Origin of the sequence: Streptomyces sp. NPDC090088, assembly GCF_044747345.1 — a bacterium.
Lineage (GTDB): Bacteria > Actinomycetota > Actinomycetes > Streptomycetales > Streptomycetaceae > Streptomyces.
Window position 1 is genome coordinate 371502 of sequence record NZ_JBIVDZ010000006.1, and the last position, 21584, is coordinate 393085.

Here is a 21584-nt window from a genome sequence, read left to right on the forward strand (position 1 = left end):
GGCTCAGCCGAGGCCACGATGCGCGGCCCACAACTCCCCGGCCCGGCCGGCCGCGTCGGTGACCAGGACCGCGAGTTCGGGCCGGTCGGGAACCGGGAACGACACGTACGCCCCCCGACCGCCGGCGACGGGCCGGCCGTAGGCCTTCACGGCCAGGCGACCGTCCGGCAGAAGCCGGATGTTGAGCGTGGTCAGCGTGAACGCCTCACCGCGCCGGTCACGGACGGGAGATCTCCCGCACGAACCCGACCCACGAGGCGTCGGCGAAGGCGAGCGTCGCCCTGTCCTTGTCCTTGGAGTCACGGACGTGGACGGTGGCGGGGGCTATCGCGATCTCGACGCACTCGGGCCCGTCGTTGCTGCTGTAGCTGCTCTTGAACCAGTTCAGCGCGTTGGGGGTCATGTCTCTGCTCCCAGCACTTTGTCGATGAAGGTGAGCGACTCCCGTGGCGCGAGAGCCTGCGCCCGGATCATTCCATAGCGCATTTCCAGGATCTGTACTTCCCGGGGATCGCTGATCATGCGGCTGTGCAGTTGGGCCTCCGAGTGCCCGAGTGTCTTGCCGTCTCGGAGCTTCACCAGCTGGAGCGAGCCTCCCATTCCCGCGTGGTCCTCACGGTCCGTGGGCATCACCTGGATCGCTACGTGCCTCAACTTACCGATCTCAAGCAGGTGTTCGAGCTGTCGCCGCAGCACCATTCTGCCCCCGATGGGACGCCGCAGGGTCACCTCTTCCAGGACGAAGGTGAGTTCCGGCAGGGGCACTCGCTCGAAGACGCTCTGTCGTGCCATGCGCGCAGAAACCTGACGTTCGATCTCATCCTCGGGGTACGCGGGCCGCCGCATGGCGAACAACGCCCTCGCGTACTCCGCCGTCTGAAGCAGGCCGTGCATGTTGTGGTTGGCGTACGCCCCGAGTTCGACCGCCTCGTCTTCCAGCTTGGCCAGATCCCGCACCTTCTTCGGATACCGGGCCCGCTCCACGTCCTCCTTCATGAACGCGAGCTTCCCGCCGGCCCCCAGCACCTCGTCGGCCTTCTCCAGGAAGTCTGGCTTGGGGATCCGTCGTCCCCGCTCCACGGCCGACACCATCTCCTCGCTGTACCCGATGGCGGCGCCGAGTTCCGCCTGCCGCCTCCCGGCCGCCTCCCGCCACACCTTGATCTGCCGCCCGACCGCCCTGAGTACGGCCTCGGCCTCCTCGTCCTCCACACCCGCTCCCTCCGACGTACGACCCGGACAGTCACGCTCTGTGCGGGGTTCATCACTGTTCAGAGTAGGGAGAGTTGACCACGCTGGGTGACATGACCCAGAAATCCCTCACGCACCACTTCACGGTCCAGCTGTCCGCGACCCGCAGAGGCGCCCGGCTCGCGCGACTGCTCACGGAACGCCAACTGGACGACTGGGGGCTGTCGCACGAGGCGGCGACGCGGGTCGTGGCCGAGCTGGCGTCCAACGCCGTGCTGCACGGACGCGTCGCGGGACGGGACTTCCGGCTGGGGCTGCGGCTGTACCCCGGCGGAGCCCTCCGTATCGAGGTGACCGACGCCCGGGGCGACCGCGTCCCGTGCGTCCACGACCCGGTGGCCGCCGACGCGGAATCGGGGCGGGGTCTGCTGATCGTCGAGGCGTACGCGGAGCGTTGGGGCGTGGACCCGGCCCCGGCGGGGTGCAAGGTCGTATGGGCGGAGCTGGGGGAACCGGGTCGCGGGGACCCATGACCCGGCCGTTCCCGACGCCAAAGACCAAAGAACCGGGGAAAGAACCCAACCCGCCCCTACCGTCCCCGGCGATCACTCCCCGGAGTGAATATGCCGAACTCAACCGGCGCGGAGGGGCAGTTGTGCGGCAGCGTCTGCGGCGACAGGTCCAGACATACTTCGGCCCTCGCCGGGACTGCCATCCCACTGCGAGGGCCTGATCATCAAGGAAGCAGAACCTTCCCCATGACTGCTCAGCAGCCTAGCGCGCCCAGGTCCGGCAAGGCCCGGCAATCCCACTCCGGTGTCATCCATGTGAATGAACCCCACACCGAGAACTTCACCGTGGTCGGCAATCACCTCCTCCAGCATCCGGAGTTGTCCCTGCTGGCGATCGGCCTCGCGGTGCACATCCAGTCGCTGCCCGCCGGATCACCGATCGGCATCAAGACGCTGGCCGCGAGGTTCCCCGAGGGCGAGATCCGGATCGCCGCCGCCCTGCGCGAGCTGGAGGAACACGGATACCTCACGCGTGCCAGGGAGCGTCTTCAATCGGGGCAGGTGAGGACCCGGACGACCTCGTACAACAAGCCGAGCAGGCCACTGCCCGTGCCATCGGCTCCGGTCGTCGAACCGAAGCCCCCTGCCCCGGCGAAGACCCCGGCTGCCGCCCTTCTCACCCGCCTGCGCACCTACGACTCCCGTCTCCTCCTTTCCGAACGTGACGTACGGCGGCTGATGCCGGAGGTCTCCGTGTGGCTGGAGCGGGGCGTGCCCGCCACCGTCGTGGAGCGGGCCCTGACGACCGGCCTGCCCCAGGACCCGATCAAGCACCCGGCGGCCTTCCTCGCGCACCGCCTCACCGCCCTCCTGCCCTCGCAGCTGCCGATCCCGGTCTCGCTCGGTGCCTCCGCGCCGGCCCGCCCTGATCCGCTCCAGACCTGCGACGGCTGCGAGCGTGCGTTCCGCGCACCTGGGCCGGGGCGATGCCGGGACTGCCGGGTCGTCGGTATGGCCGCCTAGGAAGGCGGGACGCCAGAAATGAACTAGGCAGCACGACAGGCGAGATACCGATCGAGAATCTCCTGGCTGTCAGGGGTGAAGGTCCACCGGTGCCGAGTCCGCTGCAGTTCGGACTCGGTCAGCCACCCGTGCCAGGCCACCTCCCCCGGATCGGGGGCGACGATCTCCGTAAGCACGGCGTCGCACACCCCGAGCCAGTGAGGGCTGAGCCCGCCCCGGTTGAGGAACTTGAACCGAAGGCGCACGGTCGCCGACGTTCCCAGCTCCTCACGGAGCTCGCGAGCAGCCGCCGCCTCATAGGACTCGCCGACTCCGGCCGCGCCGCCCGTACCCGAACCCGACGAGTTCATCCACGACGCGCACGATCGCAGAAGCCACTGACACCTACGTCTGGGACTAGCTGACGGCAGCACCAACCTCCCGACCTGGCCGAAAGCCGCCCACTCGGGGCCACACAACCCACACTTCGCATACCTAACTGCCCCCTGAACGGACCGTTCCCGGTCGATTACAGTGCTGAGCGCTCGTATGTACGGACGGTGCCCGTGAGGAGGTCATGGTGGTGAGTACGACGTCGGGTGCCGTCTGGGGCCGGGCCGAGCAGCAGGACTTCCGGAGCAGGGTGCGGGGGACTCTGCTCGGCGGGGCCGTGGGGGACGCGCTGGGCGGGCCGGTGGACGGGCTGACGCTGGAGGAGATCCGGGCGGCGTACGGACCGGAGGGGCTGGTCGATCTCGGGTTCGGGTACGGGCGGCGCGGGACGGTGACGCACCACACGCAGCTGACCCTCTTCACCGTGGACGGGCTGATAAGAGCCCAGGTGAGGAGGGACACGGGGGCCTGGCATCCGCCGACCGACCTGCACCGGGCGTATCTGCGGTGGGCGGCCACCCAGCGGGACTGGGGACCCGACGAGCGGCGCAAGGACGACGGGTGGCTGGCCCGGGAGGAGTGGCTGTACGCGCGGCGGGATCCGACGCGGTCGCTGCTGCTCGGGCTCGGGGACGAGAACATGGGGACGCTGGAGTCGCCGAAGAACCCCGACGACATGGGGGCGGAGGCCGTGGCCCGGTCCGCGCCGTTCGGGCTGCTGGTGGGGTGGGAGCCGCAGCTCGTCGTACAGCTGGCGATCGAGTGCGCGGCGCAGACGCACGGGCATCCGACCGCCTGCCTGTCGGCGGGCGCGTACGCGGTGATCGTGCACGCGCTGGCCCGCGGGGACTCGCTGGACGGGGCGGTGCAGCGGGCGCTGGCGCTGCTCGCCGCGCGGCCCGGGCACCAGCCGGTGTCGGACGCGTTGCAGCACGCGCTCGGTGCCGTACGGCAGGGGATGCCCTCGCCGGGGCGGGTGGAGGAACTCACCGGGGACGGGGCGGCGGACGGGATGCTGGCGGCGGCCGTGTACTGCGCGCTGGTCGGCGAGGACGTACGGCACGGGCTGTGCCTGGCCGTGAACCAGGCCGGGCCCTCGGCCGTCGCCGGGGCCCTCACCGGCGGCCTGCTCGGCGCCCTGCACGGCGAGACGGCCCTCCCGCCGGCCTGGGTGGCCGAACTGGAGGGCCGCCAGACGATCCTGGAACTGGCCGACGACTTCGCGATGGAGATGACCCAGGGGCCGGCCCTGCACAGTCCGGTGGGCGCGTCACCGGGGTGGCTGGCGCGCTACCCGAGGTAGCCGGCCCGGGGCCGCGTCCCCCTGTCCTCAGCGGGCGCGGCTGACTCGGACGCCGTCGGGTTCGAAGTCGTAGACGCGACGGTTGATCCGCAGGCCGTCGACGGCCCCGGCCCACAGGTAGTCGCGGCCCTTGCTCACCCCGGCGGTGTAGATGACCGGCTCCGCGCCGCCGTCGTTGAGCGCGGTGAGCAGGGCCGGGAAGGAGCACTGGGTGGTCAGGTTGCAGCCGGTGATGGTGCCGGCGGCGCCGGTGAGGAACCACGTGCCGGTCGTGGTGGCGTCCAGGTAGGGACTCCACTGGTTCACGGCGGTCACAGCGGGCGGGTTCCACACCATCGAGGAGTAGGTGGTGGGGTTCGCGGTGAGGTTCGGGTTGATCTCGAACTTGATGTTCGGCAGGTTCCCGGGTCCGCCGTAGGAGACGTTCTCGCCGGTCTGGAAGACATGGAAACCGACCTCGCGCAGTCCCAGCACCGGGGCGCCGAAGAAGTCGACCTCGTTGCCGAAGTGGACGGCCTCGCTGGGCGGGGTGAGGGAGGTGGAGTGGTCCGCCACCTCGATGCCGAGGCTGCCGCGACCGTAGGGCGGATGCGCCGCCTCGGGCGGGACGGTGGCGGAGGGGGTGACGAACGGGCCGCTGCGCAGGGCGGCGACGGGGGAGCCGATCGTGTTGCGGGCGATGACGCCCCAGTGATCCGAGCGTCCCCAGCCTCCGTCGGGGCCGGTCGAGGCCGACGCCGGGACGGCCGCGGCGGCGACCGCGGCCAGCGCCGTGGCCCCGAGCGCCAGCTTTCTCTTCACCCCGTGGCAAGTCTTCACGCTCACTCCTTCTGTGGTCCGTACGAGGGCAGCGCACGCCACCGTAGGGAGTCGCCCCGGCCGACACCGTCACGACGCACCAGTGATATGAGCGGATTAATCAGGATGGTGGAGCTGTGCGCCCGGTTCCACGGACGGCGTGGAACCGGGCGCACTGGTCGGGCGGGGCACTCGTCGGCCGGGGACGCGGTCAGTCGCGCAGCACCTCGTCGCCGGCACCGCCCGCCTGGGCCGGGACCGGTACGGCCGCCGACGCGCTGTCGCCGTCCGTGTTGACCGTCTCGATGACGGCCAGGCGTTCCGGGCTGTCCTCCGGCTTCAGGAAGCCGATGAGGATGTAGAGGACCAGGGAGACGGCCAGCGGGATCGAGACCTGGTACTGGAGCGGGACTCCGCCGTCGACGTTCCAGTTGATGGGGTAGTTGACCAGCCAGAAGGCGAGCAGGCCCATGGCCCAGCTGGTGAGTGCCGCGGTCGGGCCGGAGCGGCGGAACGGGCGGAGCAGGCCCAGCATCATCGGGATCGCGATCGGGCCCATCAGACCGGCCACCCACTTGATGACGACGGTGATGATGTCCTTGAAGGCGGGGGAGTTGACCTGGGTGGCCACCGCCATGGACAGGCCGAGGAAGACGACCGTGGTGACGCGGGCCGCGATCAGGCCCGAGCGCGCGTTCCAGGCCCGCGCCTGCCGCGAGATCACCGGGGCCACGTCACGGGTGAAGACGGCCGCGATCGCGTTGGCGTCGGAGGAGCACATGGCCATCGTGTGGGAGAAGAAGCCGACGATGACCAGGCCCAGCAGGCCGTGCGGGAGGAGCTGTTCGGTCATCAGGCCGTAGGAGTCGGAGCCGTCCGGCTTCTGGGCGTGCACCAGGAGCGGGGACATCCACATGGGGAAGAACAGGACCACCGGCCAGACCAGCCAGAGGGCGGCGGAGAGTCGCGCCGAGCGTTCGGCCTCGCGCGGGCTGCCCGTCGCCATGTAGCGCTGGGCCTGGTTGAGCATGCCGCCGTTGTACTCGAAGAGCTTGATGAAGAGGAAGGCCAGGAGGAAGACCGTGCCGTAGGGGCCGACCAGCGGCTTGCCGTGGCCGTGCAGGGCCGGCTGGTCGAAGGCGTCGAAGAGGCCGATGCCCTTGTCGTTCAGCTTCAGGACGACGGCGACGAACATGGAGACGCCGGCCAGCAACTGGATGACGAACTGGCCGAGTTCGGTCAGCGCGTCCGCCCACAGGCCGCCGATCGTGCAGTAGACCGCGGTGATCGCGCCGGTGATGAGGATGCCCTGGTTCAGGGACACGCCCGTGAACACCGACAGCAGGGTCGCGATCGCGGCCCACTTCGCGCCCACGTCCACGATCTTCAGCAGCATGCCGGACCAGGCCAGCGCCTGCTGGGTCTTCAGGTCGTAGCGGTTCTTCAGGTATTCGAGCGGGGACGCCACGTGCAGGCGGGAGCGGAGGCGGTTGATGCGCGGGGCGAAGAGCTTGGAGCCGATCGCGATGCCGAGGGCGATCGGGAAGGACCAGGTGACGAAGGAGGTCACGCCGTAGGTGTAGGCGATGCCCGCGTACCCGGTGAACATCACCGCGCTGTAGCCCGACATGTGGTGCGAGATGCCGGACAGCCACCAGGGCATCTTTCCGCCGGCGGTGAAGAAGTCGCTGACGTTGTCCACGCGCTTGTGCGACCAGACGCCGATCGCGACCATCACACCGAAGTAGCCGATGAGCACGGCCCAGTCGAGCCCGTTCATGCGCCCCCCTTCCAGGGTCCGCCTACTGAACTCCGCTCAGCTGGCTGGCACTTCGCATAAGCGGAGCGAGGACGGGGAAGGCCGCGAAGTGCCCGCTCATCGTGGGTTCGTTTACGAGGGCACGACAAGCCGACGTATGGTCAAGGGGCAGTAAAATCGTTCGTCTTGCTGACCTTGATTTATGTACATGAACAGCTGGGGTGGCTGGATCCGACGGGTCAGCGCATCAGCTCCCCCGCGTTGACCAGCAGCGACTGGCCCGTGATGGCCCGCGCCCGGTCCGAGGCCAGGAACACCGCCGCGTCCGCCACGTCCCCGTCCGTCGCCAGCTCCGGCAGCGCCATCCGCCCGGTCAGCCGCCCCAGCACCTCGTCCTCCGGCACCCCCTCCGTGTGCGCCGTGAACTGCACGTACGCCTGCACCGGCGGCCCCCACATCCAGCCCGGCAGCACGGTGTTGACCCGGATCCGGTACGGCCCCAGTTCCCGCGCCATCGAGTACATCGCGCTGGTCAGCGCGCCCTTCGAGGCGCCGTACGCGGCCTGCTTCACCTGCGAGGGCGCGGCGACCGACGACTGCGTCCCGATGAAGACCACCGAGCCGCCCCCCGCCGCCTTCAGTCCCGGCAGGCACGCCCGGGTCATCCGCAGCGTCCCCAGCAGGTTCACGTCGATCACCGACGCCCAGGTCGCGAAGTCCGCGTCCTCGACCCCGCCGAAGTAGGAGTCCCAGGCGGCCACGTGCACCACCGCGTCGATCCCCCCGAACCGCTCCCGCGCCAGCCCCGCCAGCGCCTCGCACTGTCCCTCGTCGGTGATGTCGGTGGCCCGGTACGCGGTCCGGCCGCCCTCCGGATCGATCCCGGCCGCGCTCTTCGCGAGGTTCGCCTCGGTCCGCGCACCGAGCACGGCGTTCCCGCCGTCCCGTACGACGGCCGCCGCGACCTGGTGCCCGAGCCCGGCGCCGACCCCCGAGACGACGACCGTCTTGCCCGCGAGCAGTGACATCGATGACCTCCCGGCTCTGGGGCCTGCACGGCCCTGGCGCTTTATCTGACGGAGCGTCAGAGTATGGGCGACCACCGGAAAGGGGAACCGCATGAGCGACGACACCCGCAGTGACGTCTACGCCGAACTCGCCGCCGTCGGGCCGTACGGCGTCCGCCCCGGCCACGCCCTCATCACCATGGTCGAGCCGCACCCGGGGCACGAGTACGCGTACAACCGCTGGTACGAGGACGACCACTACTACGCGGGCGCCATGGCCATGCCCTGGATGTACGCGGGGCGCCGCTGGGTCGCCACCCGCGACCTGCAACTCCTGCGCTACCCCGAGAAGTCGGCGATCGCCCAGCCCGTCACCGCCGGCTGCTACATCTCCGTCTACTGGATCACCGACGGCCGCTACGCCGACCACATGAAGTGGACGGTCGCCATCAACAAACGGCTGAACCGGGACGCCCGCGTGTACCAGGACCGGACCCATGTCTTCACGGCCTTCCAGGACCACGAGGCCACGGTCTACCGGGACGGCGCGGCCGGGCCCCGCGACTTCCACGCCCTCGACCATCCGTACGCGGGGCTGGTGGTGCAGGTCATCGACAGCGAATCGCCCGAGCAGCGGGCCGAGTTGCTGGAGTGGCTGCGCTCCCGCCATCTGCCGAAGAAGGTGGCGTCCTCCCCGTCGGCCCTGGTGACCGTCTTCCGCCCGACGCCCCTGCCCGGCGACCGGATGACGTACGTGAAGCAGGTCGAGGGCGTCGACACCCGGCTGACGCTGCTGTGGTTCCTGGAGACCGACCCGAGGGACTGCTGGGACACCCACTTCACCGGCCTTGACGAGCAGATCGCCGGGTCGGGGCTGGGGAGGGTCGAGCTGGTGGCGCCCTTCGTCCCGACCGTGCCCGGCACGGACCGCTACGCGAACGAGCTGCGGTGAGGCCTCGGATCACCAGGGCTCGCGCGGCCACGCGACCCACGCGCCGGCACAGCCCAGCAGGTGGAGGGCGGCCAGCGCGCCGAAGGCGGTCACATACGGCCGTGCGCCGCCGTCCTCGAACCGCTCCGCGCCGACCGGTGGTATCCAGCCGCCCGGCACCACGGAGACCTCGACGACCGTGCCGACCGGCACCGGTTCCGGCAGCCCGTACAGCAGCCGGCCGAGGTCCCGTTCGGTCGTGGCGTCGGCGACCCGGTACACGAACCGCCCGTCGTCCGCCTCCCAGGAGGTGTCGGAGAGGGCTGTCCTCTCGGTGACCATGGCCCGGACCGGCTCTCCCACCCAGTCGTGCGCGACCCACGGCACCAGCCAGGGACCCGGGACGAGGAGAACGGCGGCGGTCAGCACGGGCGCGGCGGTGAGGCGCTCCCTGAGGACCTTGCGCGGGTAGTCGTCCCAGCAGCCGGGGATGTAGAACGCCACGCAGGCGGAGGTAATCCCGAAGTACATCGGGACCGCACCCCAAGCCTTGCCGGCGCCCCCGAGGAACAGTGCCGCCGGCGTGCCGAGCAGCGACCAGCCCAGCACGGCGGCCAGCAGACCCTTCCTGCTCCTGGACCGCACGGCGTACCGCCTGGATCTCCGCGTCCTCCATCGGCGCCGCACGGTCACCCCGCCTCCCCGGGGGCCGTGCCGGTGTCGTGCACGGAGCGGCCGAGCTCGTCGAGCCGGTCGAGTCCCGCCTGGACGGCCTCCAGTTCGTGTTCGAGGAAGGTGAGATCGGCCGCCCTCATGGCGGCGTCACCGGCGGCGTGCAGGGAGACCAGCAGGGAACCGCGGTCGGCGGCGGCCTCCAGGCGCAGCACGGTCGACTCCAGCGTGGCCATGAGGACCTCGCGCAGCCCGGCCAGGCGTTCCAGGGAGGCGGCCCGTTCGCCGATCGCGCGGGCGGAGGCCTCCTTCGCCTCCCGGACCGCTCCCCGCAGCGCCCGGGCCTCCTCCTCCAGCCGGCGCTGGTCGCCCCGCAGGGCCGCGTGGTCGGTGCCCTCGGTGGCGGCGTCGATGACCCGGACGGCCTCGGCGCGGGCCCGGAGCTCGTCGGCCGCCGTCCGCACGAAGCCGACGGCCGTGGTGAGCGCCTCGGTCAGGGCGGGGTCGGCGCTGTCCCGCCGGTGGCGGTCGAGTTTGCGGGCGGCGTTCGAGGCACGGTTCAGCCAGCGCCTGGCGTCGGCAGGGGGCTCGGACCCGGCGGGCCCGGATCCGGCGCGCCCGGCCTTGGCCCGTGTGGATCCGGGCCCGGGTGGTTCCCCGGTCCCGGCGTCGGTCCCGGGGCGGCCGGTCACCCGGTCGGTCACCAGGTGGGCCGTCCACACCAGCAGGCCGATGCCGGCACCGGCGGGCAGGGCCGCGGCCGGCCCGGCCCCCGCCAGGTACGCGGCCAGGGCGCCCGCCGCACCCAGCAGCACGGCCGTGACCGTGCCCGCGGCCGGGAGGTGTCTGCCGTCCATCGTTGCTCACCGCCTCTCAGTCGGTCGTGGCAACGCCCGTGCAGGGACTAGAAGTTGCTGATCACGGACACCATCACCTTGTCGATGACGGCGGGGTCGCGGGCGTCGTACGAGGTGGCCTTGGTGGCCGCGGAGATCTTGCTGAGGGTCTCGAAGTCGGCCGCGTCGCTGAAGGCGACGGTGAAGACCCGCACCGACCGCTCCAGCTGGGTGGCGTCGATGTCCTTCAGCAGGGCGTCGAGGTCGTTGTCGGCCGGGTACTCGTTCTTGCCGTCGGTGAGCACCACCACCGCGTTGATCCGGCTGGTGTCCAGGTCGGCGAGGGCCGCCCGCTGCGCGGCGCGCACCGTGCTGTAGAGGGCCGTACCGCCATCGGCGTTCAGCCCGTTGATGGCCGCGGTGAGCCGGTCCTTGCTCTCCCGGACCGGTTTCGGCGGCAGGATCTGCTGGTACGGCTCGGGATGCTCGTCGGTCCCGGTGGAGAAGGTCCACAGCCCGACCTCGTCGTCCGGATGGAACTGGCCGAGGGCGTTCACGGCCGCCTTCTTCGCGGCCTCCAGCCGGCTCTGCCCGCCCCCGGCGGACTGGTTCATGGAGCCGGAGACGTCCATCACCAGCAGCACCCGGGCCTTCTTGCGCAGCTCGTCCCAGCTGTCGAGGATCGCGCCGAGCACCGCGGGGGCCGGCGGGTCGATGAGGGACAGCCGCTGCTTGCCCTTGTCGGGCAGGCTCACCGATTTCGCCAGTTCGGGACCGGCGTTGCCCTCGTGGTCGCGGAAGCCGAAGTGCTGGAAGCGGCGCTGCTGCGCGGGTTCGAGCAGGAAGGCGCGGAAGTCGGCGGCGGCGGCCCGCTGTTCCCGGCTCGCCGACGGCAGCACCACGAAGGGGTGGTCGAGCATCAGGGTGCCGTCCGCCGGGTGCACGGCCACCAGCGGCACCTTCGGCTTGCGCCCCTTGCCGAGCTGGTCCACGTTTCCGGTGGGGCTGCCCTGGTTGTACAGATGGATCAGCTGCTCCTGGACGGCGACCGCGCTGGCGTACGACAGCGACCGGCCCTCGGCGTCGGCCTCGGCGAGGTGGGCCATGTAGGCGGTCGCGTCGGCGGCGTAGTGCAGCACCCCGGCCTCCACACCCGCCACGAACTTCCGGGTCTTCGGGTCCCTGACCTGGTCCAGGGTGAGGTCGCTGGAGCGGCCGGTGGCGGCGTAGAAGGCGGCCACGGTCGCCGCCAGGCCCGAGGTGGAGGTGTGCGGGTTGTCCTTGCCCAGGGAGAAGCGGCCCCACTCGGGGTGGCCGAGCGAGCCCCAGCCCTTCTCGGTCAGCGACAGCACGTCCCGCCAGCCGATCTTCTTCTTGGGCCAGCCCAGCGCCTCGGCCATGGGCCGGGGCATGGCGATGGCCAGCGGGCTGGTGGCCAGCGAGACCGGCTTGTCCCCGGTGAGGACGGTACGGTCCGACGCGGTCCCCTTCTCGGCGAGCAGCGTCAGCCACAGCGAGGAGGTCGGCGTCCAGGCCTGCGGCTCGGGCGCGCCGTCGCGCTTCTCGTCCCAGCCCTGCGCCAGGGCGTCCATCGCGACGCCCGAACTCGTCTCGGACACCGACACCCGGGCGCACCGGCCGCCCGCCAGCTCACGGCCCGAGGAGTTGTACTTCGCGGCCAGTTCGGCCAGCAGGTCACCCTTCTCCGTGGAGGAGTTGACCTCTAATCGGACGTCGCAGTCCGGTCCGGACCCGTCGGAGACCCGCAGGACCACCAGAACGGTGGCCAGGATCGCCAGCAGACCCACTCCCGTGGCCACGAACAGGGGCAGCCTGCGTGCTGCCCCCTGCCGACCCGTGCGTCTGTTCATCGTTCCCCCCGGAGTCACACACCATCGGGCAGCGGGGGACGCGACGGCGACGGACTACCCGTCCGCCTTCAAGTCACCCGCAGACGACCGCACTTGCTCACCACTTGCGCCTTGCACGACTTGCTCCTCGCACGCTCTGTGCATATGACTGACGCACGGATCCGCCAGCCGGTTGCAGGCCCGCCCTCACCGCCGCCCGGTCACTTGAGTTCGTCGGGGCACGGGGTGCCGCGCGGGAGCTGGTAGGGCGCCGCCAGCCGGTAGGTGCCGGCCTTCGGGGCCAGCAGCATCGTCCACTTGTCCCCCTTCGCGTCCTCCGGCGTCTCCGCCAGACAGCCGTTGACGTTGACGTACGTCTTGGGTCTGTCGTCCGCCCGGTGCTTGGAGGCCTCGGTCTCCTGCGGCGGCTTCAGGCTCTTGCCCTCCGCGTCGACGATGCTCAGCCACGGCGAGTACGGGATCCGGATCAGGATCCGCCCCGCCTTGCGGACCTCGATGGTCAGCTCGCCCTGCTCGGCGCTGTCCACCACGGCGTCCGGCTCGGCGAGCGGCGTCGGGTCGGTCACCCGGAACAGCTGCCAGTTGGCGTCGCCCCAGATCTGCTTCAGGTACGGCATCCCGCGCCGGACCAGGGCCCGCTCGCGTTCCCCGCCGTCGCCGTCGGGATCGTCCTTGGGCAGGACGACGTAGTGCACGGCCCAGCGCTGTAGCCACTCGTGGTAGTTCGCGGAGTTGAGGGTGTCGTCGTAGAAGAGCGGGTTGCGTTCCATGTCGGCCTGGCGGTTCCAGCCGCGGGCCAGGTTGACGTACGGCGCGAGCGCGGACGCCTCCCGGTGGGAGGCGGCCGGGACCACCTCGACACGGCCCTTCTCGGCGCCGACCTGCTGGAGCTGGTGGACGAGCGGGGCCAGCTCGCGCGCCCAGGACGCGGTCGGGGTCGTATGGACGACGTCGTCGACCGCCTTGAAGCCGATCCAGCCGGCGGAGCCGAGGAAGGCGAGGACGGTGACGTAGTACTTGCGGGAGCGCGGGACCGTGTACGGGAGGGCGGCGATCAGGGTCGCGCCCGCGAACAGCATCGGCAGCCGCGAGATGTTCGAGCCGATCTGCGAGCTGACCAGCCAGACGAGGACGACCCCGAGGCTGTAGACGCCGGCCGTCAGCCGGACCGTCCGCCACTCCTTGGGGACGAGGAAGAGGCAGAGCAGGCCGGAGGCGAGCGGCAGGCTCATCGAGCCGAGGCCCATCGGCTGGGTGCCGGAGAACGGGAACAGCCAGGCGGAGATCGCGACCACGGCCGCCGGCGCCAGACCGAGCGCCCAGGCGCCCGGTCGCCGCTTCTGCAGGAACAGCGCGACCGCGACCAGCCCCACGAAGAGCCCGGCGACCGGCGACGACATGGTGGCGAGCGCCGCCAGCGGGGCCGCGACCAGCGCCTTCGCCCACCGTTTGAAACGCCAGCGGTGCGGCCAGCAGAACACCGCCCCGACCGCGGCCAGCGCGAACACCGTGCCGAGACCGAAGGTGACCCGCCCGGACAGCGCGTTGCAGATCAGCGCGAACACCCCGGCGAGCGCGGCCCACAGCGGGTTCCGCACCGCACGGCTGCGTATCAGGAGCAGGGTCAGCAGCCCGGCCGAGACCGTGCCGGAGATCATCATCGTGGTACGGACGCCCAGCAGCGACATCAGGTACGGCGACACCACGCTGTACGACACCGGGTGCATCCCGCCGTACCAGGCGAGGTTGTACGCGGAGTCCGGGTGCCGGCCGACGAACTCGGCCCAGGCGTCCTGCGCCGCGAGATCCCCGCCACTGTTCGCGAACGTGAAGAACCAGATGATGTGGAGGGCGCCGGCGAGGGCCGTGACCGAGAGCACCGGGTGCTCCAGCAGCCGCCGCCGCAGGGGTTCGGCGGCACGCAGCAGCCGACCGCCGTCCTTACGCTCCGTGCCGTCCGCTTCCGCGGGCGGCACGGCTATTCGCGGGCCGGCTTTCGGGCCCGGATCGGCGTTGTCGGCGCGTGTCGGCTCCGCTGTGGCCACCTGAAGGCACTCCCCGTGTCCCGTCTTCTGTTCTCGGCCGTGTTCCACGGTGTTACCGGCCGCTTCCCGTCCAGTTCGCGGCCGTGTCCCGGCGACCGGCGACCTGCCCCGATTCGTGACGCTAGCACGCACCCCGCCGTGCGGCCCCGGGGTGGGCCGCCAATCGGCGGGGTGCGTGACGGAATGCCTGCTATGGGTTCTGTGCGGCTCAGGCGATACGGGTCAGCTTGCTGGTGAAGCCGGGCTCGGTCAGGTCCTTCTGCAGGGCGACCGGCACCTGGACGGCGGAGCCGGAGCCGTCACCCACGGTGAGGGTGCCGACCTTGGTGCCCGCCTTCGCGGTGTGCGGTACCTCGTCGGCGGCGAACGTCAGCTTCACCTTCAGCCCCGACCAGCCGACGGCGGTGACGTCCTTGGTCGCCACGACCGGGGTGCGGCCGCCGAGCCCGTCGTCCACGTACCCGACGACAGAACCCTTCTTGTAGATCGTCGCCGACTTCAGCGCGTCCTGGGCGGCCCGGATCAGCTTGTCACCGCCGGTGAGGGCGGCGCTGAGGATGGTGTTGTCGACGCCGCCCGCGGGCTGCCGGATGACCGCGCCGATGATCGTGCGGGTCTCGCCGCCGGCCGTCTTCTTCGCGGCGAAGACCAGGTTGCCGAGGGCGGAGGTGGTGGTGCCGGTCTTGATGCCGACGACGTCGTTGTGACCGACCAGCTGGTTCCAGTTGGAGTGGTTGACACCCTTGTAGTCGTCGTACGACATCATCGCGGCGACCTCGCGGAAGGCCGGCTCGCTCGCCATCGCCGCCTTCGCCAGCTTCACCTGGTCCACGGCCGTGGAGACGGTGGAGTCGGTGAGGCCGGAGGGGTCGGTGTACGTCGTATTGGTCATGCCGAGCTTCTTCGCGGTGGCGTTCATCTTCGCCACGAACGCCTTCTCGCTGCCCGCGTCCCAGCGGGCCAGCAGGCGGGCCACGTTGTTGGCCGACGCGATGAGGATGCTCTCCAGGGCCTCGCGCTGGGTGACCGAGTCGCCGGCCGTCACGTCGACGGTGGACTCCTGGCCGGCGTTCGCCTGGTCCTGGGCGGTCTGGTCGATCTTGATCTTCGGGCCGGCCGCGCCGCTCTTGAGGGGGTGGTCGCGCAGCACGATGTACGCGGTCATCACCTTGGCGACACTGGCGATCGGCACGGGCTTCTGGTCGCCGGAGGAACCGAACGTGCCGATGCCCTGGACGTCGAGGGCGGCCTGGCCGTCGGCGGGCCAGGGGATGTCCACCTTGCTGCCGTCGAAGGTGTACGTGTCCTTCGCGGTGAGGTCGAGCGTGGGCTGGGGGAGCGGGCGCACGTTCTGTACGACCGCAAAGACGATCAGGAGCAGGATGACCAGGGGGGTCCAGATCTTGACCCGCCGGACCGCGGTCCTGACCGAGGTCTCCGGCGGCGGGGGCGTGTTCGTCAGCTCCGCGAGCAGGTCCAGCGGGGGCTTCGGGGGAAGCGGCTGCTGGGTGGTGCGCTCGGGGCCGACCTGCGGGATGACGGTGGTGCGGGTGGTGGAGGCGGGCTCGCCCCCGGACTCCGGCTGCGGCTTCGCGGGCTTCGCGCCCGGTTGTATGTCCGACTTGAGCGCTACGAACCTGCTGGTGCGCTCGGCATCGCCCTCGGGCTTGGCGGTGCCGCCCAGCTTGAGCGTGGTCGTCGGCTGGTCGACCTGCGGCAGCCGGGGGGCCTTCAGCATGGTCGTCGGCTGGTCGACGCCAGTCCCGACGCCCGCCTCGGCTCCGCCTTCGGCGGTCGCGTCCCCACCCGCACCCCCCGTGCGGCCATCGTTGTCAGCCGCGGCTGGCCCCTGCGGGCCCTCCGCGCCATCGGCGTCCGCGGGCCCGTCCCCGGAAGCGGCCTCCTCCGACGCCGCCTTCCCCTCGGACCGAGCATCCTCGGTCCCGACCACAGCCGTCGCCGCCTTGCCCGCAGGCTTGGCGTCTTCGGGTTCGGCGTCGGCCTGCCGCTGGTCACCGGGCCGCGCGTCCTGGGGCTCGACCGCAGCCGTCGCCGCCTTGCTCGCGGGGTTGGCGTCTTCGGGTTCGGCGTCGGCCTGCGGCTGGTCGCCTGGGCGGGTGTCCTGGGGCTCGGCCGCCGTCGTCGCCTTGCCCGCAGGGTTGGCTTCCTCGGGTTCGGCGTCGGCCTGCGGCTTGTCGCCGGGGCGCGCGTCCTCGGGTTCGGCCGCCGTCGCCTTGCCCGCGGGCTTGGCGTCCTCGGGTTCGGCGTCGGCCTTCGGCCCGCGCTCGGGTCGGGCGTCGTCGGGTTCGGTCGTGGCCGCCAACTTGCCTGTGGGCTTGGCGTCTTCCGGCTCGGCGGTCGCCGCCTGAGCCTTGTCCTCGGCCGCGTCCTCGGGCTCGGCGACGGCCGTCGCCTCGTCCTCGGGCTCCGCCGCGGCCGCCTGCCCGTCCCCGGGCTTCGCGTCCGCCGGTTCCCCGGTCGCGGCCTTCGGCTGGTCGCCGGGGTGGGCGTCCTGGGGCTCGGCCGCAGCCGTCGCGGCCTTGCTCGCGGGGTTGGCGTCTTCGGGTTCGGCGTCGGCCTGCGGCTGGTCGCCGGGGCGCGCGTCCTCGGGTTCGGCCGCCGTCGCCGTCGCCGTCGCCGTCGGCTTGGCCTCGGGCCGGTCGTCCTCGGGCCGGGCGTCTTCCGGTTCGGTCTCGGCCGTCGACTTGGCCACGGGGTTGGCGTCCTCGGGCTCGGCGGCCGTCGCCTCCGGCTCGTCGGCGGGCTCGGGTGTGGCCTTCGGGGGGTTCTCGGCCGAAGTGGGCTTGTTCGGCTCGGTCTTGGGGGCGGACGCGGTGTGCGCCGCTGTCGTTGCCTCGGGCGCCGTGTCGGGCCTGTCGGCGTTCTCCGCCGCCTCGGGGCCGTCCGAGGGCTGCTCGGCGGTCTCAGGGCCCTCCTCGGGCTCCGTGGCCGCGTCCTCCGGGTCGCCCGTCCGGACCCACGCCGCCACCGCCTCGCGGAGCTTCGTGTCGTCCTCGCCACCCGGCTTCGGGTTCCGTACCGAGAAGATCCGGGTGGCGGTGTCCACGCCGCCGGCCGTCTCCTTCCCGGCGGCCGCCGCCACTCGCGGGTCGCGTGCTTCGGGAACCGAACCCGCGCTCCCCGACGTCGGTTCTGCCGACGACTCGCGCTGCTTCGACCTGTCGGGGGACTCGCCCGCCACCGATGCCTCCTCCACGCTTCGCACGTTGCCGTGCGTTGTCCGAACCATGTACCAGTGTCCTGTGTGCGGGCTTAGCCCCTGCGGTAGACGAGAACGACATACCTTCCGGTTCCCTTACAAACCGGTCACGCACCCTCGACAGACCAATGTGAGAGGGGTCACCCTGTCATTCATCCACGCGGGGAGGCATGGATGGGCAGGAGCCGCAGAACACTTCCGGAGGAGCTTCTGCTGCTGGCACTGGACCCGGCCACGGGTACCACTGCACAGCCGCAGTCGCTCGACCTCGGTCTGGCCGGAGCACAGCTAGTGGAGCTGGCGCTGGCCGGACGGATAGCCCCAGACGGGGATCGTATCGCCGTGGTGCAGCCACGGCCGACTGGAGATCCGACTTTGGACTGCGCGTTGGAGTTGCTGCGAAGGCGTGGCGCTCCCGTGCGGGCTGTGCACTGGATCGGCGGACCCCGGCTGGGACTCCGTCAGGTCTACCTCACGCATCTCGAACGCTGCGGCATGGTCGCCGCCGTGGCGGGCCAGATGTGCGGGGTGCTGCCGACCACTCGCTACCAGGCGACGGACAACGCCGTCACCCGGGAGATCCGTGGCCGGCTGGATTCGGCGATCCGCACCGGCGTACCGCCGGACCCGCGGACCGCCGCGCTCGCCGCCCTGGCCCACGCGGTCGGTCTCGGCAAGCACCTGTACCCGGGCAACGAGGGACGGTCCTCTCGCTCCCGGCTGCGGGACCTGATCCGGCACGACCCGATGGGCGGGCTCGTGGCCCACGCCGTCATGGACGTGCAGAACGGCGCGGTCGCCCAGCCGCGGCGGCAGGCCGGACCAGGCGCCAGGCCCGGTGCGCCGGAACCCGCCCGCGGTGTTCCGATGCAGCCGCGCCGGGGCGCGATGGCGCGCGCCGTGGTGCACTGAGCCGCAGTTCCACGGCAGCGACAGAGAACGACGGGCAGCAACACGGCACACCAGAGACCCGGTTCGGGAGCCGCTGGTCCGAGCGGGGCGGTGAGGCGTACGCAGTACGCGCCTCGCCGCCCCGTTCGGCTGTCTCCGCACCCCTGTTCCCGGCCGCATCCGGAATGTGCCCGAACTGACGCGTACGCGCCGCATATCCACAGTTTCCCAGCGGTAGGAACCACCTTGGTGGCAGTCTGCTCAACAGCAGATACGCAAAGTGGTAGTTACAGGCAGGCAGCCGGAGGTGCACGTCCCGTGGCGTCCAATGTCAATCCCACCGTCAGGCGACGCCGGCTGGGCCAGGAGCTGCGCAGGCTCCGTGAGCTCAAGGGCATGACGGCGGAGGAAGTGGCGGAGCGGTTGCTCGTTTCGCAGTCGAAGATCAGCAGGCTGGAGAACGGCCGCCGGAGCATCAGCCAGCGCGACGTCCGCGACCTGTGAGGGGTGTACGAGGTCGAGGACCAGCGGGTGGTCGACTCCCTGATGGAGATGGCCAGGGATTCGCGCCAGCAAGGGTGGTGGCACGCGTTCGGCGACATCCCGTACAGCGTCTACATCGGCCTGGAGACGGACGCCGAGTCGCTGCGGGTGTACGAACCCCAGCTGGTGACCGGCCTGTTGCAGACCCGCGCGTACGCCGAGGCGCTGGTGCAGGGCGCGTTGCCGGAGACCTCCGCCGCCGACATCGAGAAGCGCGTCCAGGTGCGGCTGCGCCGACAGGAACGTATCACCGCGGAACACAACCCCCTTCGCCTCTGGGTGGTGCTCGACGAGGCCGCCCTGCGCCGGCTGGTCGGCAACCGGCTCGTGATGCGCGAGCAGCTGGAGTACCTCATCGAGATGTCCCAGCAGCCGCACATCACCGTGCAGGTGCTGCCCTTCGAGGTGGGCGCGCACCCCGGCCTCAACGGCCAGTACGCGATCCTGGAGTTCGCCGACGCGGCCGACTCCAGCGTCGTCTACCTGGAGGGCGTGACCAGCGACCTCTACCTGGAGAAGGCCCACGACGTGCAGAAGTACGCCGTGATGTACGAGCACCTGCGGGCCCAGTCGCTGAACGTCGAGCAGTCCCGGCAGTTCATCGCCGACGCGGCCAAGGAGTACGCCCGCTGAGGAAGCGGCGGACTGTACACCGGTGCCACGGTCCAGCGGAAGTCTCCAACGGAATATGCCACCCGGTCGAGTGAACGGGTACTCCAGGCGGGGAAGTTGGCTAGTAGCGTCGATCACGCCAACCGGTCAGAAAGGTTGGCGTGAATCGCACTACAGCAAGCACCACAGCAATCTCGCAACAGGAGTGGACATGGCACTGCTTCAGGGCGCCACGGAGACGTGGACGAAGTCCTCCTATTCCGCAGGGAACGGGGCGTGCGTCGAGGTCAAGTCGCCGACGACCGCGGGACTCGCCGTACGCGACTCCAAGGTCGAGGAGGGCCCGGTCCTCGCGTTCCCGGCCGGCGCGTGGAACGCCTTTGTGACCTCGGTCAAGGCGTAGGGGGCACTCGCTGACCCACCGCTCACGCTCCCGACTACGACAACTGCACAAGCAACACCCACAGAGCCCTCTCGACCAGCCCGCCGTCCTTGCCGAGGGGGCTCGGCTTGTGCCCGGTCACCGGACTGGGAACGCCACATCGCAGACCGGGTCCTCGGGCCCGGCCGCGTCCCAGTCCGCGAAGTAGACCTCCCGGCACGGACCGTCGTACTCCAGACCGCCCTGCCCGGCCACCCAGTGCTCCACCGCCTCGAAGGCCGCCAGGATCTGCGGATGCGCCACCTGCGCCTTGCCGATCCGCGTGTACGCCAGCGTGCGCGCCGGCTCGACCCGCACCTTCGTCTCCCAGGCCCGCCCGCGCCGCTCCGCCCAGGCCCGGGCCGCCGCCTCGTCCGCCACCGGGACACAGGCCTCCGCGGGGCCGTCGCTCTCCATGGACACCTCGGAGTGGTAGACGACGAACGGCGCCCCGGTCATACCCCCGCACTCCCGGGCCGCCGCCTCCAGCCGGCCCAGCGAGGCCCCGATCCAGGCGGGCAGCTCGTCCGCCAGCGTGTGCCGGGTCTCGGTGATCACCACCTGCGCCGGTACCCGCGCCGTCTCCACCACGAACGTCTCGTACATCTCCGTACTCCTCCCGGACAGCCGTCCACGGAGGTATGCGGCCAGCGTCCGCTGCCCGGCGAGCCGCGCCTCGACGTCCGCCCAGTAGCCGCTCAGCAGCCCGGCGGCGGTGTCACCGTCCGCCGTCTCCGCCGCCCCGACCACCTCGGCGATCCGCGCCAGCGGCATGTCCAGCTGGCGCAGCAGCGCCACCAGCCGGGCGCGCTCCGCCTGGCCGGCCCGGTAGTAGCGGTAGCCGGTCGCCTCGTCGACGTGCGCCGGGGCGAGCAGCCCGAGGCGGTCGTACAGGCGCAGTGCCTTGGCCGAGAGCCGGGAGCGGGCGGCGAACGCGCCGATCGTGAGCAGTTCCTCGTCGTCCACGGCCACATCCTCCGTCACCGGGCGGATCCGTTCCGCCCGGTGACCAGGAGGCTCGTCCCTGCCCCAGGGGCAAGGTCAACCCGGACTCAGGCGAGGGCGGCCTCCACCGCGGCCACGACCTCCGCCGACTCCGGCTCGGCCTGCGGCGAGAACCGGGCGACGACCTGCCCGTCCCGGCCGACCAGGAACTTCTCGAAGTTCCAGCGGATGTCCCCGGTGTGCCCCTCGCCGTCGGCGAACCCGACCAGCCGGTCGTAGAGCGGGTGCCGGCCCTCGCCGTTCACCTCGACCTTCTCGGTCATCGGGAAGGTCACGCCGTACGTCGCCGAGCAGAACTCGGCGATCTCCTCGGCGCTGCCGGGCTCCTGCCCCATGAACTGGTTGCAGGGCACTCCGAGCACGGTGAAGCCCTGCGCCGCGTACCGCTCCTGGAGCCGCTCCAGGCCGCTGTACTGCGGGGTCAGGCCGCACTTGGAGGCCACGTTGACAATGAGGACGGCCTTGCCGCCGTAGCCCGCGAGGCCGGCGGAGCCGCCCTGCAGGGCGTCGATCTCGACATCGAGCACGGACCCGTTGTTCTCAGTAGTCGTCATAAGCGGACTCTAACTCCG

19 protein-coding genes and 2 pseudogenes are annotated in these 21584 nt (G+C 71.1%); 7 read left to right on the forward strand and 14 right to left on the reverse strand.

Annotated features, from left to right (window positions below):
- Positions 1-3 precede the first annotated feature (3 nt).
- From ACIPSJ_RS29515 to ACIPSJ_RS29525, 3 genes and pseudogenes are all read right to left on the reverse strand, one after another.
- Positions 4-216: pseudogene (locus ACIPSJ_RS29515) on the reverse strand (hypothetical protein); the annotation flags it as partial.
- 1 nt (position 217) lies between these two features.
- Entirely contained in the window at positions 218-403 is a 186-nt protein-coding gene (locus ACIPSJ_RS29520) for a DUF397 domain-containing protein (protein WP_401350629.1), read from the reverse strand.
- Complete coding sequence (locus ACIPSJ_RS29525) at positions 400-1212, reverse strand: helix-turn-helix transcriptional regulator (protein WP_401350631.1); 813 nt, start codon at positions 1210-1212, stop codon at positions 400-402. Before ACIPSJ_RS29525 ends, ACIPSJ_RS29520 begins: the two co-directional genes overlap by 4 nt.
- 92 nt (positions 1213-1304) lie before the next feature.
- On the opposite strand from ACIPSJ_RS29525, the gene ACIPSJ_RS29530 reads away from it, so the two are divergent.
- The gene (locus ACIPSJ_RS29530) at positions 1305-1724 is read left to right on the forward strand and encodes an ATP-binding protein (RefSeq protein WP_401350633.1); all 420 of its coding nucleotides are present in this window, start codon (positions 1305-1307) and stop codon (positions 1722-1724) included.
- A gap of 225 nt (positions 1725-1949) precedes the next feature.
- Positions 1950-2726 carry a helix-turn-helix domain-containing protein gene (locus ACIPSJ_RS29535; RefSeq protein ID WP_401350635.1) on the forward strand — a complete coding sequence of 259 codons (777 nt, stop codon included), beginning with the start codon at positions 1950-1952 and terminating at the stop codon, positions 2724-2726.
- Between the two features lie 23 nt (positions 2727-2749).
- Here ACIPSJ_RS29535 and ACIPSJ_RS29540 read toward each other — a convergent pair whose 3' ends face one another.
- Positions 2750-3076, reverse strand: a complete 327-nt coding sequence (locus tag ACIPSJ_RS29540) for an NUDIX domain-containing protein (RefSeq protein WP_401350637.1) — start codon at positions 3074-3076, stop codon at positions 2750-2752.
- A gap of 212 nt (positions 3077-3288) precedes the next feature.
- Between ACIPSJ_RS29540 and ACIPSJ_RS29545 the strand changes: the two genes are divergently transcribed.
- Complete coding sequence (locus tag ACIPSJ_RS29545) at positions 3289-4401, forward strand: ADP-ribosylglycohydrolase family protein (protein ID WP_393538977.1); 1113 nt, start codon at positions 3289-3291, stop codon at positions 4399-4401.
- 27 nt (positions 4402-4428) lie between these two features.
- On the opposite strand, the gene ACIPSJ_RS29550 is transcribed toward ACIPSJ_RS29545, so the two are convergent.
- The 3 genes from ACIPSJ_RS29550 to ACIPSJ_RS29560 all read right to left on the reverse strand — a co-directional run bounded on the left by ACIPSJ_RS29550 (position 4429) and on the right by ACIPSJ_RS29560 (position 7986).
- The gene (locus ACIPSJ_RS29550; protein ID WP_401350640.1) at positions 4429-5220 is read right to left on the reverse strand and encodes a hypothetical protein; all 792 of its coding nucleotides are present in this window, start codon (positions 5218-5220) and stop codon (positions 4429-4431) included.
- A 190-nt stretch (positions 5221-5410) separates the two neighbouring features.
- Complete coding sequence (locus tag ACIPSJ_RS29555; RefSeq protein WP_359206984.1) at positions 5411-6979, reverse strand: sodium:solute symporter family protein; 1569 nt, start codon at positions 6977-6979, stop codon at positions 5411-5413.
- 218 nt (positions 6980-7197) lie between these two features.
- Positions 7198-7986, reverse strand: a complete 789-nt coding sequence (locus tag ACIPSJ_RS29560) for an SDR family oxidoreductase (RefSeq protein ID WP_359206981.1) — start codon at positions 7984-7986, stop codon at positions 7198-7200.
- A 91-nt stretch (positions 7987-8077) separates the two neighbouring features.
- On the opposite strand from ACIPSJ_RS29560, the gene ACIPSJ_RS29565 reads away from it, so the two are divergent.
- Complete coding sequence (locus ACIPSJ_RS29565) at positions 8078-8917, forward strand: hypothetical protein (protein WP_359206978.1); 840 nt, start codon at positions 8078-8080, stop codon at positions 8915-8917.
- Positions 8918-8926: 9 nt separating this feature from the next.
- Here ACIPSJ_RS29565 and ACIPSJ_RS29570 read toward each other — a convergent pair whose 3' ends face one another.
- The 5 genes from ACIPSJ_RS29570 to ACIPSJ_RS29590 all read right to left on the reverse strand — a co-directional run bounded on the left by ACIPSJ_RS29570 (position 8927) and on the right by ACIPSJ_RS29590 (position 17537).
- Positions 8927-9541: a hypothetical protein gene (locus tag ACIPSJ_RS29570; protein ID WP_359206975.1), complete on the reverse strand. Its 615-nt coding sequence runs from the start codon at positions 9539-9541 to the stop codon at positions 8927-8929.
- Positions 9542-9585: 44 nt separating this feature from the next.
- Positions 9586-10425, reverse strand: coding sequence for a hypothetical protein (locus ACIPSJ_RS29575; RefSeq protein WP_359206972.1), 840 nt, complete (start codon positions 10423-10425; stop codon positions 9586-9588).
- Between the two features lie 47 nt (positions 10426-10472).
- Positions 10473-12275: a substrate-binding domain-containing protein gene (locus ACIPSJ_RS29580; protein WP_359206969.1), complete on the reverse strand. Its 1803-nt coding sequence runs from the start codon at positions 12273-12275 to the stop codon at positions 10473-10475.
- 200 nt (positions 12276-12475) lie between these two features.
- Positions 12476-14320: an MFS transporter gene (locus ACIPSJ_RS29585; RefSeq protein WP_359206966.1), complete on the reverse strand. Its 1845-nt coding sequence runs from the start codon at positions 14318-14320 to the stop codon at positions 12476-12478.
- A 208-nt stretch (positions 14321-14528) separates the two neighbouring features.
- Positions 14529-17537, reverse strand: coding sequence for a serine hydrolase (locus ACIPSJ_RS29590; RefSeq protein WP_401350646.1), 3009 nt, complete (start codon positions 17535-17537; stop codon positions 14529-14531).
- Positions 17538-17714: 177 nt separating this feature from the next.
- Between ACIPSJ_RS29590 and ACIPSJ_RS29595 the strand changes: the two genes are divergently transcribed.
- From ACIPSJ_RS29595 to ACIPSJ_RS29605, 3 genes and pseudogenes are all read left to right on the forward strand, one after another.
- Positions 17715-18452: a GPP34 family phosphoprotein gene (locus ACIPSJ_RS29595; protein WP_359206960.1), complete on the forward strand. Its 738-nt coding sequence runs from the start codon at positions 17715-17717 to the stop codon at positions 18450-18452.
- Between the two features lie 297 nt (positions 18453-18749).
- Positions 18750-19607 (forward strand): annotated as a pseudogene (locus ACIPSJ_RS29600) (helix-turn-helix domain-containing protein).
- A 190-nt stretch (positions 19608-19797) separates the two neighbouring features.
- Positions 19798-19989, forward strand: a complete 192-nt coding sequence (locus ACIPSJ_RS29605) for a DUF397 domain-containing protein (protein WP_089102095.1) — start codon at positions 19798-19800, stop codon at positions 19987-19989.
- Positions 19990-20106: 117 nt separating this feature from the next.
- Here ACIPSJ_RS29605 and ACIPSJ_RS29610 read toward each other — a convergent pair whose 3' ends face one another.
- A complete protein-coding gene (locus tag ACIPSJ_RS29610; protein ID WP_359206955.1) occupies positions 20107-20991 on the reverse strand; it encodes a MerR family transcriptional regulator in 885 nt (294 codons plus the stop codon).
- A gap of 68 nt (positions 20992-21059) precedes the next feature.
- The gene (locus tag ACIPSJ_RS29615; RefSeq protein WP_359206952.1) at positions 21060-21566 is read right to left on the reverse strand and encodes a glutathione peroxidase; all 507 of its coding nucleotides are present in this window, start codon (positions 21564-21566) and stop codon (positions 21060-21062) included.
- Positions 21567-21584 lie beyond the last annotated feature (18 nt).